Origin of the sequence: Actinomyces oris, from assembly GCF_001937445.1 — a bacterium.
GTDB classification, from domain to species: Bacteria; Actinomycetota; Actinomycetes; order Actinomycetales; family Actinomycetaceae; genus Actinomyces; species Actinomyces acetigenes.
This window is the reverse complement of the sequence record NZ_MSKS01000014.1, coordinates 1-13,701: the sequence shown is the minus strand read 5'-3', so window position 1 is coordinate 13,701 and position 13,701 is coordinate 1. Positions and strand designations below refer to the sequence as shown.

Below are 13,701 nucleotides of genomic sequence, written 5' to 3'. Positions count from 1 at the left end.
CACACCCTTGAACCGGCGGTGAGCCTCGGTTCGGTGTCGTACCGGCCGGCTACCCTGATTCCATGACTGCCCGCACCATCCGCGTCCTCGACCTCTTCGCCGGGGCGGGAGGTCTCACTGCGGGCTTCCACACGGCGTCGCCCCGCTTCCGCAGTATCGCCGCAGTCGAGATGGACCCGGAGGCCGCCGCCTCCTACCGGGCGACCTTCCCCAAGACGGATGTCTACGCGGGCGCCATCCAGGACTGGCTCGCCGAGGGGACGATCCCCGCCGGAGTCGACGTCGTCGTCGGAGGCCCGCCGTGTCAGGGGTTCAGCACGCTCGGCAAGCGGGACGCGGAGGACGCCCGCAATCGGCTCTGGGAGCAGTACGCCCAGGTCATTCAGAGGGCCAGGCCCAAGTACTTCGTCGTGGAGAACGTGCCGGCCTTCGGGAAGTCGCCCCAGTACCGCGATTTCCTGGCCGCCACCGGGCCCGGGGAGTTCCTCGAGGACTACTCCTTCGACTTCCGCGTCATCAACGCCGCCGACTACGGCGCCCCGCAGGCGCGCAGGCGCGCCGTCCTCATCGGGCACCGCTACGACATGGCCGTCCCCGGGTTCCCGGAGCCCACGCACTCCCCGGACGGGGGCGGCGACCTGCCCCCGTACCGGACGGTGCGGCAGACGCTTCTGGGCGTGCCCGCGCAGCCCGACATGGACGAGCGCTTCGACCAGCTCCGCACCCGAGTCGGCTCACGGCGGGTGCCCGGCGCCTTCTCCCCCCGGGAGCTGCACGTCTCCCGGGGCTACAGCCCCAAATCACGCGAGCGCTTTGCCGCGATCCCCGAGGGCGGGAATCGGGCGGATCTTCCGGACGACTTGAAGGCGCCCTGCTGGCTCCGGCACACCTCCGGTTCCATGGACGTCATGGGACGCCTGCACTGGGACCGCCCCTCCGTGACGATCCGGACCGAGTTCTTCAAGCCGGAGAAGGGCCGCTACCTCCACCCCGTGGAGAACCGCGCCATCACCCACTACGAGGCGGCGCTCCTGCAGGGATTCCCCGACACGCACCGCTTCATCGGCTCCCGCACATCCATCGCCCGGCAGATCGGCAACGCCGTCCCCATCCCCTTGGGCGCCGCCATCGCACGGCAAGTCCTCGCGCAATTCTGAGGGCGATCCCGAGCGCCACCTCCATCGACACATCCGAGGATTCCCAATACGTCCAACCCGGCGGACCCGCCCACCGCCGGAATTCTTTCGGCATTTTCTCCAGTGTTCTCAGCAGGAGGTCCTAAGCAAGCCTTCAACCATTCCGGTTATGGTTCGCCTTAGCGCGAGATCAGACGACCGGGAGGCGGACACGCAGATGGCACGTGGTGGGAGGGGATTCCAAGGCACAGTGCTCAAGGCTCTACGGGCGCCGGAGCACAAGCTCACGGTGACCGGGGTGCGGGAGCTGGCGCCCTACACGGAGCTGACTGTTCACTGTCCGAGCCTGCTGGGCACCGGCGCCGCCATGCTGCCGCCCACCGCCTGGGTGCGGATGTGGATCCCGCAGGGCGGCCGCCAGCACCAGCGCGCCTACACCATCACCCGCGTCAACCGCGAGCAGGCCACCGCCATCATCCTGGTCCTGCACCATGAGCCCAGCGGTCCGGCGTCGCGCTGGTCGAAGCGGGTCAAGCCGGGAGCCACCGTGTCCGTCCAGGTCATGGGCGGCACCAGCTACCGTCTGCCCTCCCCCGGCGACAAGATGCTGCTGGTAGGCGACCAGGCCTCCGCGCCAGCACTCGCCGACGCCGTCGCCGCCGCCCCGCCGAGCAGCCTGGCCACCGTCGTCATGCTGGCGCCCGAGACCGGCTTCCTGCCCCTGGCCGCGCGCGACCATCGGCTCATCCGCGTCAATCCCGAGGTCTCCGAGGAGAAGCTGCTGGCCGCCGTCGACCGCACCCTGTGGGCGGACACCGGGGACCTGGCTCTGGACTGGGTCTTCATCGCCTTGGAGAGCAGCGCTACTAAGGCGGTGCGGCGCCACCTGATCGCCTCCGGTATCAGCCGGCGCAGCATCCAGCACCAGGCCTACTGGATCCGCGGCCGCGCCATGGGCACCACCCCGAGGACTGAGGTCTGAGCCCGGCCGGCGTCGACTCCCCCCTCACCACCGGTCAGGCTCCGACCAGGGCACCGGCTTAGACTGGGGACGTTCGCGACCGCAACCCGTTCGCCGAGGTGCTCGACATGCGACTCATCAAGCCCGCCATTGTTGTCCTTGCCCTGACCGTCCTGGTCAACTCGATCGGGAGCCTGCTGCTCGGGTGGCAGCTCAACAGCCTCACCTCATCGCTGTGCATGCTCCTGCTCGGCCTCATCCTGCTGCAGGCCCAGAACTCGGGTCCGGGCGAGCGCAGCCTGCCGCCGTCGGGCGTTCGGCTGCTGGGGGCCGTCGGAGTCATCCTCTCCGGGCTCATGGTCGCGCGCGGCCTGTACCGGTCCGACGTCGACGTGCTCCTCGCCCTGCCCGCGCTGGGCCTACTGGGCTACGTCCTGGCGCGCAGTCTGAGGGACCGGCGGACCCGCGAGGTCACCACGCACACGACCTCGGCCCGATAGGGCCCGTCACCCACCGGCATGGATTCGGTCCAAGATCTCGGGAACACGCCGAGTGATTGCCATCCAGAAAAGACTGTCATCCATCGAGCGATAGCCTGCGTGTGCCGCAATGTTGCGTGTGGTTCGAATGGCCCGGCGTTCGTCCTCGGAGATCGCCACCAGGTAAGGCATGAACTCAGGTCGCTCCAGCAGAGCGGCAAGTCGGATGATCACCATGCAGGCAACGTCATAGGCTTGAGCACCGTCGTAAAACTCTTCTCGTCCGTGCGCGATGACGACGTCGATCCGGTCACGAATCAGCGCAAGCTCGGCGTCCAGATTCTCACGATCATGGCGCCTTGCCCCATCCTGCCTGGTACGCGGAGTAAAGCGAGCCCGTTGACGCTCCTCGTTCACAGCGGCACCGCCTCTCGTGCGGCATCAGTCAGCTGAACAGGTAGGGGGGAGTCGGAAACGACGTCGGTCGGGAACCCAGTGAGTCTCTCAACGTCATCGACGAACAGGGCCAGGTCGAACAGGTCGGTACTGGTCGACGGCGTGACCAGAAGGTCGATGTCAGAGTCGAAGTCATCCTCCCCGCGGACTGACGACCCGAAAACGCGGAGGTTGCTGAGGCCATGAGATTCGGCGCAGGCGAGAATCTTGTCGGCCTGCATGGCAAGCGGGAGTGACGGTCGGTAACCGGCTGCACGCAGCACCACCTCGAGCAGCTCATCGGACACCGCACGCGCCCCAGACTCCACCTGCGTCAAGACCGACTCGTTCAAGCCAGCACGCTGGGCCAACTGAACCCGTGAGAGCCCTGCATCCAGACGCGCAGCACGAATAAGTGCCGGTGCGTCATCAGTGCGGAAGCGACCCATGAGGTCAGCATATGGCACAACCAGCCGCCCGGGACCGTCGACGACGTCGATCGAGAACGTACTTTCGCGCCGAGGACTGCGCTGTCCCCCAGATGACTGGGGGCGGAGACACGACATTTGGAGGAGAAGTACGTCCTCGGCGCGAAAGGCAGTCCTCGACATGTGCCGTTCGGAATCAGGACCGCCGCACGCATCGGTAGCGGCGGCGCCCCGGCCAGCGCGGGTCCGACGGCGCAGGGTCGATGTCGAAGTCGAGCGCCCGGTAGAAGCCGACGGCATCGTCGTCGGTCTCGGCGACAACCTGCCCCGACACACTGGCAAGGGCATCAACGAGCGCCCGCCCGATTCCGTCGCCACGTAGCCCCGGAGCCACGGCAATGTACTCCAACACGACGCCATCGGGTCGAGACACGTAGGCAGCTACCGACGTGGGCACGCCCCGCGGGCCCGTACCCACGACCTCCATGAGCACTAGCTCCTCAGCAATGATCCTGCGCAGCTCGGCGTCGGGCAGTCCCGCGGCCTCGCGCATAAGAGCCAGCATCTGCTCACTGACCAGGTCCTGCTCCACCAGAACTCTGACTGCCGCTCCGTGCTGGACCCGGTCCGTCGTCATAACCGCATTATCCACTGACCCGCACAGCACCCAAGGCATCACAGAGGCATCACATTCTCCCTGGTCGGAACCTACTTCACAGATCCGGGACCGGCGGGCCGTATAGGCTGGAGGCGACCGGGGAGTGCTCCCCGTCAACGACGACGGACCACTTGTTGAAAATGCCACAAGAATCCGGCAGGATTTTGCCCGGTCATACCATTCCCCACCTTGTCCGCCCTAGAAGGTCATCTACCATGCGACTCCTCCCACCAGTCGTCTTCACGCTTGCCACGACCGTCCTAGCCCTGACGGTCGGCGGCGGCCTGTTCGGCTGGGAAACCTCCCTCCTGACGCCTCTGAGCCTGCTGACGGTCAGTCTCATCCTCTTCCAGGCCCAGCACGTTCAGCGCGCCGAGCCGTCCCAGCGGATCCCGGGCCCCTCGATCCTCGCGCTGGCCGTCATCGGCCTAGGGCTGGCGGCCGCCCTGCTCGGCCACGGCCTCTACAGCCATGAGCCCGCCGCCGCCATCAACCTGCCGTCGGCCGGCATCCTGCTGTTCGTCGTCGTGACCGCCTACCGCCGACGCCGCCCCGAGGCCCAGCCCGCCCTCATCTCGACCCAGGAGGCCCCACTCGCAGAGATCGGTGCCAACCTGCCACAATGAGCGGCATGGTCGATCTCTCCGCAGTCTCCCCCGCCATCGCCCTGGGCCCCCTGGACGGCCGCTACCGCGCCGTCGCCGCCCCGCTGGTCAACCACCTCTCCGAGGCCGCGCTCAACCGGGCCCGCCTGCAGGTCGAGGTCGAGTGGCTCATCCACCTCACCGACGGCGGCGTCCTGCCCGGCGCCCCCCGCCTGAGCGAGACGGAGAAGAGCTACCTGCGCGGCGTCGTCAAGGACTTCGGGGCCGAGGAGATCGCCGAGCTCGGCGCCATCGAGGCCGAGACCCGCCACGACGTCAAGGCCGTCGAGTATCTCCTCAAGCGGCGCCTGGCCGCGGCCGCCCAGGCCCCCGGCGTCGTCGGCGCCGACGGCGGCCCCACCGTGCTGCCCACGGTCGGCGAGATCGTCCACATCTTCTGCACCAGCGAGGACATCAACAACCTCTCCTACGCCCTGACGATCCGGGGCGCCGTCGAGCAGGTGTGGCTGCCGGCCGCCCGCGGGCTGGTCGAGGATCTGGCCGCCATGGCCCACGAGCACGCCGACGCCGCCATGCTGGCGCGCACGCACGGCCAGCCGGCCACCCCCACGACGCTCGGCAAGGAGATGGCGGTCCTGGCCCACCGGCTGCGCCGCCAGGTGCGCCGCGTCGAGGCCACCGAGTACCTGGGCAAGATCAACGGCGCCACCGGCACCTTCGGCGCGCACGTCGTCTCCGTGCCCGGCGCCGACTGGCAGGCCGTGGGGCGCGGATTCGTCGAGCACCTGGGCCTGACCTGGAACCCGCTGACCACGCAGATCGAGTCCCACGACTGGCAGGCCGAGCTCTACTCCGACGTCGCCCGCTTCAACCGGATCGCCCACAACCTGGCCACCGACGTGTGGACCTACATCTCGCTGGGCTACTTCCACCAGCGGCTGAGCGCGCAGGGCTCCACCGGCTCGTCGACCATGCCGCACAAGGTCAACCCGATCCGCTTCGAGAACGGCGAGGCCAACCTGGAGATCTCCTGCTCGCTGCTGGACACGCTGGCCGCCACTCTCGTCACCTCCCGCCTCCAGCGGGACCTCACCGACTCCACCACGCAGCGCAACGTGGGCGTGGCCCTGGGGCACTCGCTGCTGGCCGTGGACAACATCCGGCGGGGCCTGGCCGGGCTCGACGTCGACCGCACCCGCCTGGAGGAGGACCTCGAGGCGACCTGGGAGGTGCTCGGCGAGCCCGTCCAGCAGGCGATGCGGGCGGCCGCCGTCGCCGGGGCAACCGGCATGGCCGACCCCTACGAGCGCCTCAAGGAGCTCACCCGCGGCAAGAAGGTCACGCCCGAGGGCATGCGCGAGTTCATCTCCGGGCTCGGCATGCCCGACGACGTCGAGGCGCGGCTGCTGGCCCTGACGCCCGCCACCTACACGGGTCTGGCCGCCGAGCTCGTCTCCCACCTGGACGACTGAGGGCGCGCAGGACGATCAGATCAGAAACCGCCGACCGGTAAGCGCCGACCGGCCCACGCCCGGCTCCCAACCCTCACCGGGGCGAGGGGCAGGCTCGATCAGAGCCTCAGCCCGACTATCAGACCTGACACCACCCGAACTGCACGAGGGTCGGGATCCACTGGCAGAGGGTTGGGTGTACTCCACAGGGTCCGGGGGTTCGTGCAGTACGCACAACCCCCAACCAGTACACCCCCACCCTCGTGCAGTGGACCGCTCTGAAGAAGACCCGGCTCAGATCATCGTCGAACCATGACTTCTGGGTCCCCTACGCGAGCACCCGAAGGGGCCAGGCAGGGACCGGTGGGGTTGCCCCAAGGTGAGAGAACCTGGATGCGCCGCCAAGAACCTGACGGACCCACTCCCCGCACAGCCACGTGTCCACAGCGCTGACATCAGCGCGCCAGCCCTCGAAGCGCCTGAAATAGATCGTTGGAATCTTGCGGTTTCTTCTCAGGCTGGGAGGTCAGCGCGTTGTTGATGTCAGCACCGTGGACACTCCCAGTCCTTCATCGACAATCAGGGCCCTTCTCATGGACACTTCGGCGCGCCTCGGGGCTCCGGGGCCAGGCGGCGCCCGGCTACCCGACGGCGGCTGAGGGCTGGGCCGGGGGCACGGCGCCCCCGGTCAGGAGCTGTCGGGCGCACAGCCCGGCGATGCACTCCTCGGCCGGGTTGAGGCCGAGCCGGTTGACGTCGATGTGCAGCAGGTCCAGGGCCCGGCGCCCGCCGGTGCCGGCCCCCATGACGCCGATGGCGCGCCCGGCGTCGTCGGCCAGCTCACCCACGGCCGCCGCTGCCTGACTCCAGGACGGGATCTCATCGAACTGGAACTCGATGACCTCCAGCAGCTGCTGAACAATCGGCCCCAGGGCACTGCCGTCACGCAGGTGCGCGGGGAGCCGCGAGCCCCACATCCGCAGGTGGGCGGAGAGCAGCTCGGCCTCAGGCAGCGGCGCACTGCGGGCCGCCAGCGCCAGGAACCGCGCCGCCAGGGCCGCCCGCGGCACCGGCCGCGGAATCTGCCAAACCTGGTGGTCCAGGCACCATCGGCTGGAGACATAAAAGTGGCGCTCAGCCTCCTCCACGCCGGCCACTCCCCCGTACTTGTCGTACTCGGGGCCGTAGACGCCGAAGGTGATGCCGGGCCGGCTCGCACCGATCCCCCCGGTCATCGGGTCGGAGACGAGGCGCTCGACCGTGCGCGCCTCGGTGCGCTGGGCCACGGCACCCAGCTCGCGCATGCTCGCGTAGGCCTCGTCCAGGACGCCCTCGACGGCCTTGAGCCGCAGCCGGATGTGGTGGCCGCGCAGGTCGACGAAGCGCAGGAAGTGCGCCGAGCGGATGTCCCACTGGCCGCGGGCCCGATCCAGCCACTGGGCGACCTCGGGCAGCAGGGCGTCGGTGTCATCCCCGCCGGCGCAGTAGATCCGCGCATACAGCCAGCCAACGCCCTCACGCTGACCGGCCATCGCCGCGCCCCGCTGACGCATTGCGCTGTGCTGGGCGCGCAGGTTGCCGAAGTCGGCGGCCGCCATCTCCAGGGGCTGGATCCCCGGGATCGAGCCGCCCGCCTGCGGCTTCGCGCCCCCCAGGCCGACCGTCCCGGCCTGGCCGGCCTGACTGGGCTGGTCCACCTGGCCCATCTGGCCCACCTGGCTCGCCTGCCCGGCCTGCCCGGTGCGCTCCGCCTGCTCGCCGGCCCGCGAGCGCCCGCCGAGCCAGCGCAGCCTGCGGGAGCGGATGAGCCGACTGGGCTGGTTGCGCTGCTCACGCCGGTTGGACTGGACGTCGTCGTGCGTGCTCACGCCATGCCTCCCAGGTTCTTGGGCCACTGGAGTCCCACCAGGTACTCGACCACCGTCGACTCGCCGTCCTGGGTGAGCCCCAGGGCCTGGCCGCGGGCCGGCAGCGCCTCGACGAAGCTGATGTGCGCGGCACCGGGGTCGATCCAGCCGCGCAGCGCCAGCAGCGACACCGGCGAGGTGAGGTCCACGTAGCGGGGCTTGTGCTGGTCGAAGGTGGCGCCCTGGGAGGGCATGTGCTGGTGGACGAAGACCTCCGTGGGTATGCCCCACTGCTTGCGCAGGTCGTCCATGTGCAGCAGGGTCGTGGTCAGGTCGCGGTCCATGAGCGGGGCGATCTGCTGGGCCGGGAAGGTCCAGGACTCGCGGCGCGTCACCAGACGGCCGGCCACGGCCCGCTCGGAGTACATCACCTCGTCGGGCAGGGGCCCATTCAGGTCCCGACGGCGGCTGGTCCAGTGGTCCGCGAACGGGGGCAGCCGGGACCAGGGGTCGCTCAGCAGCACCAGCCAGGACAGGTAGCCGCCCAGGAGGTACTGGGGGGTCAGGCCCAGGTAGGCCAGTCCCACGGGCCCGGCGTCGTCGGCCAGGAACAGGGTGCTCGTGGCCGGGTCGTGGACGAGCCGCAGGGAGCTGAGGGGGACCGCGTCCGGCGCCCCCGGCTCACCGGGCAGCCCCAGCGGCGGCAGGAGCCCGCAGGAGACGGCCTGACCGGTGTTGCACTCGGTGCTGGCCTGGATCTCCAGGACCCGCTCGGTGCCCCAGGAGGTGCGGATCCGCGTAGCCAGGCGCTCCCGGAAGCCGGAGCCCAGGAGCCGGTGGAAGCGGGCCTGGAGGGAGCCGTTGGCGTTGGTAAAGGCGTTGACGACAGTCAGGCCCCCGCCGGCGGCGTAGGTCCGGGCGCTGGGGGCCACCGGCTGGAGGAAGGCGCCCAGGTGCCTGGGCGAGCCGGAGAGCCCGCCGGACAGGGCGGCGCGCTCCTCATCGGGGCCGGCGGCGTAGTCGAGCCCGGCGGTGCGCAGCATCTCCTGGTCGCCATCAGGGGCGTGGGCGATGGTCATGAAGAAGGCCAGCGGGTCCTTGCACACCCCTCCGCTTCCGAACAGGGAGACGAAGCGGGCCACCATGAGGTCGTAGATGTGGGAGCGGGCCACCCAGGGGTCGGCGAGCTCACCCAGGGTCTTAACGTCCTGCTCGAAGGGGGCGTCCTCGAGAGGGTCGACCCAGCTGCGGGTCGACTCGCGGTCCTCGTAAAGGAAGCCGCTGGGCCGCTCACCGAGCTCACCGTCGGGGAAGACGCGCTCAGCCAGGCGCACCGTGCGGTTGAGAAGCTCGGCGCGGCCGGGTGCGTCGGCGGTGCCGACGGCGTCATCGAGCCGGGCCAGCCAGGCCAGGTCCTTGCCCCACTGGCGCTGCTGCTCCGGTGAGAGCGAGGCGGCCAGCAGCGGGAAGGGGTTCTCCCCGCGATACCAGGGCACGTGCGGCACGATGGCGCCGGAGGCCAGCAGCCGCTCCAGGCGCAGGCGCGGATCGGCGCCGCCCACGCGCTCGCAGGCGTCGCGCACGCTGAGCACGGCGTGCATGCCGCCGCCGGTGAGGGCGTCGTGGGTCTCCTGGAGCCAGCGGGCGGGCTGGATGGTCTCCTGGCGGAAGACCATCCCGTTGCCGTACTCGTGCTCGCCGACGACGGTCAGCGCCTCCGCCTCGACCTCCCGGGAGGGGTACTGGCCGTAGGCGCCGGCCGCGTCCGGGCCGGGAGCGGCGCGGTAGGCCCGGCGCACTGGGGCGGGCTCGAGGTAGAGGGCGCCGTCGGCGGCCAGGTCCTGGGCGGTGGCGCTCAGGATGCGGTAGGCCAGGTGGGTGGCCACCATGCGGTGGCTGCGCCCGCTGGAGGGCTGTCCCGCCTCGTTGACGGTGGTCAGTCCCGAGAAGGGGCTGGTCTTGAGGGCGGCCCGGGTGGCCAGCGTGTAGAGGGTGCGCAGGACGCGGGGGTCCTCGAGCCGGCGGCCGCGGACGGCCAGGGTGGAGACCAGGGCCGGGGCGGCGATGGCCAGGGCCTCCTGGTAGCCGGGCTCGTCGAGGCCGGCCGCCAGCAGCTCGCGGCTGCGATCCAGGTCGACGTCGACCAGGACGGCCAGGCGGGCTCGGGTCTCCTCCTTGCGGGCCACCAGGGCGTCCCACCGCTCCAGCAGCGCGCGCAGCTCGGCGGGCAGGGCCGCCAGGACCTCCTCGGACAGGTCGGTGGCGCGCCCCTGGAAGACGCAGCGCTTAGCGCGCAGGACCGGGCGGCGCTCGGCCTTGTCCAGGGTGGGGACGATCTCGTAGAGCGGGTCGAGCAGCTGGACGGCGGCGCCGTCGAGCACCTCGTCGAGCCGACGCAGGTAGTCCAGGGTGCCGATGACGGCGGCGCTGGTCTCGGGGACGGCCCGCACCGGCAGCCCGCCCAGGCGCACGAGGGTCGGCAGGGCCACGGCGGGCTGAGCCAGGGCCGGGGGCACCGGCTCCGGTGCCGGTACCGGCGCTGGTACGGCGGAGGACGGAGCGGATGAGATGGGCTCCCCGGGGGTCACGGCGGATACGGGCTGCGGCTGTGGCTGTTGGGAGGGGGAGGCACCGGCACGAGAGAGAACCGGCTGCGTCATAGGAGGAAACCTTTCAAGAGGGCGTACAGCCAGTAGCCTATCCATACAATGCTCATCACGAAGGCCAGCAGCCCGAGAAGAGAGCACGCCAGCCCGTAGATGAAGTAGCCCCAGCGCACCGCGGGCCGCATGACGGCCAGGGCCGGCGGCAGCGGCTGGCGCCTCAGGACACAGCGCAGCACGAACATGGAGCGCCCGCGCAAGTTGACCGATCCGGAGGCCGCCTCGATGGCGGCGACGCCGTCGGACTGGGTGAGGGGGTTGAGGTTGGTGACGAGCATCGTGAGCTGGAAGGCGCACAGGGTCAGGGCCACCTGGCGCACCATTCCCGTCGAGGCCCAGGCGACGGCCGCCTCCAGTCCGCAGACGACGCCGTCGGAGAAGATACCGGCCAGGGCCAGCATGGTCAGTCCGCGCCGGGAGCGCACCCGGTAGGAGTCGGTGCGATCGACGTAGGCGATGGGGATCGCCCAGAACATGAGCGCCACCCCCAGTCCACGGATGGGGGTGCCCAGGTAGCCGGCCACGATGGCGTGCCAGGACTCGTGCAGCAGGATGCTCACCAGCTGGATCGCCACCGCCGTGACGAAGACCAGGACCCCCGGGCGGGGCCCCCCGGCCAGGGATCTGAGCGCCATGGCCCCGGCCACGTACCCGCAGGCGGCCAGCGCCAGGAAGACCCAGCTGAGCGCGGGGGCCGGAAGGCGCTGAAGCAGGGTGACGATCGGGGCGACGACCCGGTGGTACTTGCGGGCGATGATGATGCGGGGCAGCCACCAGCCCCCACTGCGGCGGGGCCGCTCAACCTTGAGGTGGCGGGCCCGGCGGGGCTGGGCGGTGTGGCGTCCGCGGCTGCGCCTGGTGCGCACCGGAGCCGCCGAAGCGTCGGGTGCGGCGGGGTCGGCGGAGTCGGGCTCGCCGCCCGCCAGGAGACCCTTGTCACGCAGGTTGTCGACCAGGCCCGTGATGCGCTTGGCACCCGCCTCGTCAATATCCTGGGGCAGCTCCTCGATGATGGTCGGCAGGGGGCGCACCCCGTCGAACTGGTTGACAATGAAGGCAGCGGCCGCGCCGAGCCGGTGGTACTTGCCCGAGTCGGAGTCGAACAGCATCGGCTGGTTGTCCATCCCGACGATGAGGCTCACCCCGCGGCGCAGGCGCGGGATCGGGCTCGTCGGGCGGCCACCAGGGATCGTCGGCGTTGTCCTCGCCGTACTCATCACCGTGCTCATCATGGGCTCTTGGCTCCCTCAGGTCGGTTCACGGGGCTCCGGGGTACCACCAGTGGCGGGTAGGGGACTGGAGTCCCCTACCCGCCACCATGGGGTCGTCAGCAGGACGTCGTCGACGCGCTGGCCGCGCAGGCCGGGCACGAGGCCGAGGCCGCGCTGGCCGGGCACGAGGCCGAGGCGGCGCTGGCCGGACAGGACGCGCTGGCGCTGCTGAAGGCACAACCCAGGGCGTTGCCCTCGGGCAGCTCCTCGACGCCGAAGTCACTGTCGGCGAGGGTGAGATCGATGGCGCTGTTCGTCATATGCTGTTCACCTCCTTCTCTCAGATGTCTTGTGGGCAGGAGCGGGACCCCTTCGAGCCCCGGGGGTCCGGTCTGCCGGGACCGGACCCCAACCCCGCGGACGGGGTGGTCTGTGAAACTCTGTGGCGCGGTATGCAGTTCTGGGTCCGTCTGGCGGGCGGTGGACCAACGGATGGGCCGCCAGCGCTCGCGGGTGGTGGGCCGGGGCTAGCCGGCCGCCTCATCGGGCGGTTCTGTCTGTGGACTGGCGATAGTGACGGCGAACATCTGGTGGCGGCTGACGCCGTCGGAGTCCAGCAGGTGGCGCACTGCCGAGGTGGCGAAGCCGGCGAAGACCGTCCCCACCAGCCCCCGGGCGGCGGCGCGCAGGTGCAGCGAGTAGATGAGGGCGGCGCTGCGGCTCATGGTGAAGCGGTAACCGGCCGCCCCGCCCCAGGCGTCGGCCTCATCGAGGTTGGCGGCGACCGAGACGATGGCGCCGGCGCGGGCGAACTCCTTCTGCACCGTCATGCCCTCGATCTCCTCGGCCGGCGGCAGGGGGCGGACGAGGTCGACGCCGTCGAGCCGCACCCGGTAGATGCCCGGCTCGGCGCCGCGCGGGCGCAGGAGGAGCACGAAGGGCTCCAGGGGGCAGGCCGCTGCGTCCTGGCCCCAGGTGCGCGCGTCGTCGGCCAGGGCGTCGCGGACCATCGCCAGGAGGGGCTCGGCCTCGAGCGGCTCGGTGCCGTAGGTGGTCGACGACGAGCGGCGCTCGAAGGTCTGGCGCAGGCTGTAGGGGTAGGGCGCCTGGGGGCCGGGGACGAGCGCGTCCGGGACCTGGCAGTCCAGCGGCGGGCGCGGGCGACGCGCAGCCAGACCGTCGGAGGTCGGCTCGGCGGGGCGAGTGCCTGATCCGGCGGAGAATCCGGCGACGAGCTCGCGCAGCGTCTCGAAGTCAGTGCGCACGGCGGCCTCCCAGGTCGACGACGATACAGGCCGGCTCCCGGGCCGGGTCAGTGCCCAGTGCCCGGGCGATGCGCTGCTCGTCCCAGCGGGCCCGGGCGCGCAGCGGCACCCCCAGGGCGTCGGCGACGAGGCGGATGACCTCGAAGGAGCAGCCGCAGTCCTGGACCGCGATGCGCAGGGCGAAGGAGAAGTACTTGCGGGCAACCTTGTCCACGTTGCCGGTCAGGACGATGCGGGCGCCGACGCCGTCGGGCAGGGGCTCCGCCCCGGCGTCCGTCGCGGCATCAGTCCCTGCGTCCGGCCCGGCGTCCGCCGCCGAGGGGGCGGGCCCGATGAGAGCCAGGGCGTGGTCGCGCTCGATGTAGACGTAGGTGCCGGGGGCCGGCCGCTGCCCGGTCGCCTCCGTGACCTCCTGGCCGCCCTGCCCGCGCTCGGGGACGAGGACGTAGGCGGTCACCGAGCCGATGTTGCCGCCGGCGGCCGTCCAGCGGCGCAGCTTGGCGCTCAGCGGGGCCTGGGCGGCCTCGGCCTGCTCCCGGCCGGTGGGCTCGCCGAGCGGCTC

The 13,701-nt window shown here is 70.9% G+C and carries 13 protein-coding genes and 1 pseudogene; 5 read left to right on the top strand and 9 right to left on the bottom strand.

From position 1 onward, the window contains the following. The first annotated feature begins 62 nt into the window (after window positions 1-62). From BKH20_RS04770 to BKH20_RS04760, 3 genes are all read left to right on the top strand, one after another. Window positions 63-1,157, top strand: coding sequence for a DNA cytosine methyltransferase (locus BKH20_RS04770; protein WP_075390146.1), 1,095 nt, complete (start codon window positions 63-65; stop codon window positions 1,155-1,157). Between the two features lie 196 nt (window positions 1,158-1,353). Further along, window positions 1,354-2,118, top strand: coding sequence for a siderophore-interacting protein (locus tag BKH20_RS04765; protein WP_075390145.1), 765 nt, complete (start codon window positions 1,354-1,356; stop codon window positions 2,116-2,118). A 107-nt stretch (window positions 2,119-2,225) separates the two neighbouring features. Beyond that, window positions 2,226-2,597 carry a hypothetical protein gene (locus BKH20_RS04760; RefSeq protein ID WP_075390144.1) on the top strand — a complete coding sequence of 124 codons (372 nt, stop codon included), beginning with the start codon at window positions 2,226-2,228 and terminating at the stop codon, window positions 2,595-2,597. A 6-nt stretch (window positions 2,598-2,603) separates the two neighbouring features. Here BKH20_RS04760 and BKH20_RS14595 read toward each other — a convergent pair whose 3' ends face one another. From BKH20_RS14595 to BKH20_RS04745, 3 genes are all read right to left on the bottom strand, one after another. Then, entirely contained in the window at window positions 2,604-2,993 is a 390-nt protein-coding gene (locus BKH20_RS14595) for a hypothetical protein (protein ID WP_060956994.1), read from the bottom strand. Beyond that, window positions 2,990-3,460, bottom strand: coding sequence for an XRE family transcriptional regulator (locus tag BKH20_RS04750; protein WP_070510900.1), 471 nt, complete (start codon window positions 3,458-3,460; stop codon window positions 2,990-2,992). The genes BKH20_RS14595 and BKH20_RS04750 overlap by 4 nt, the downstream gene beginning before the upstream one ends. A 175-nt stretch (window positions 3,461-3,635) precedes the next feature. Continuing rightward, window positions 3,636-4,076, bottom strand: coding sequence for a GNAT family N-acetyltransferase (locus BKH20_RS04745; protein WP_075390143.1), 441 nt, complete (start codon window positions 4,074-4,076; stop codon window positions 3,636-3,638). A 236-nt stretch (window positions 4,077-4,312) separates the two neighbouring features. Between BKH20_RS04745 and BKH20_RS04740 the strand changes: the two genes are divergently transcribed. Next, entirely contained in the window at window positions 4,313-4,723 is a 411-nt protein-coding gene (locus tag BKH20_RS04740; RefSeq protein ID WP_075390142.1) for a hypothetical protein, read from the top strand. Window positions 4,724-4,728: 5 nt separating this feature from the next. After that, window positions 4,729-6,174, top strand: coding sequence for an adenylosuccinate lyase (gene purB / locus BKH20_RS04735; protein WP_075390141.1), 1,446 nt, complete (start codon window positions 4,729-4,731; stop codon window positions 6,172-6,174). 620 nt (window positions 6,175-6,794) lie between these two features. Here the strand turns inward: purB and BKH20_RS04730 are convergent. The 6 genes and pseudogenes from BKH20_RS04730 to BKH20_RS04700 all read right to left on the bottom strand — a co-directional run. Then, complete coding sequence (locus BKH20_RS04730; RefSeq protein WP_075390140.1) at window positions 6,795-8,021, bottom strand: thiopeptide-type bacteriocin biosynthesis protein; 1,227 nt, start codon at window positions 8,019-8,021, stop codon at window positions 6,795-6,797. Further along, complete coding sequence (locus tag BKH20_RS04725) at window positions 8,018-10,660, bottom strand: lantibiotic dehydratase (RefSeq protein WP_081381592.1); 2,643 nt, start codon at window positions 10,658-10,660, stop codon at window positions 8,018-8,020. Before BKH20_RS04725 ends, BKH20_RS04730 begins: the two co-directional genes overlap by 4 nt. After that, window positions 10,657-11,892, bottom strand: coding sequence for a PqqD family protein (locus BKH20_RS04720; RefSeq protein ID WP_075390165.1), 1,236 nt, complete (start codon window positions 11,890-11,892; stop codon window positions 10,657-10,659). The genes BKH20_RS04725 and BKH20_RS04720 overlap by 4 nt, the downstream gene beginning before the upstream one ends. A gap of 98 nt (window positions 11,893-11,990) precedes the next feature. Then, on the bottom strand, window positions 11,991-12,194 hold the full coding sequence (locus BKH20_RS04710) for a thiocillin family RiPP (RefSeq protein WP_070662518.1): 204 nt from the start codon (window positions 12,192-12,194) through the stop codon (window positions 11,991-11,993). A 207-nt stretch (window positions 12,195-12,401) separates the two neighbouring features. Then, complete coding sequence (locus BKH20_RS04705; protein WP_075390137.1) at window positions 12,402-13,139, bottom strand: hypothetical protein; 738 nt, start codon at window positions 13,137-13,139, stop codon at window positions 12,402-12,404. Then, a pseudogene (locus BKH20_RS04700) lies at window positions 13,129-13,701 on the bottom strand (bacteriocin biosynthesis protein); the annotation flags it as partial. The gene BKH20_RS04705 and the pseudogene BKH20_RS04700, both read right to left, overlap by 11 nt.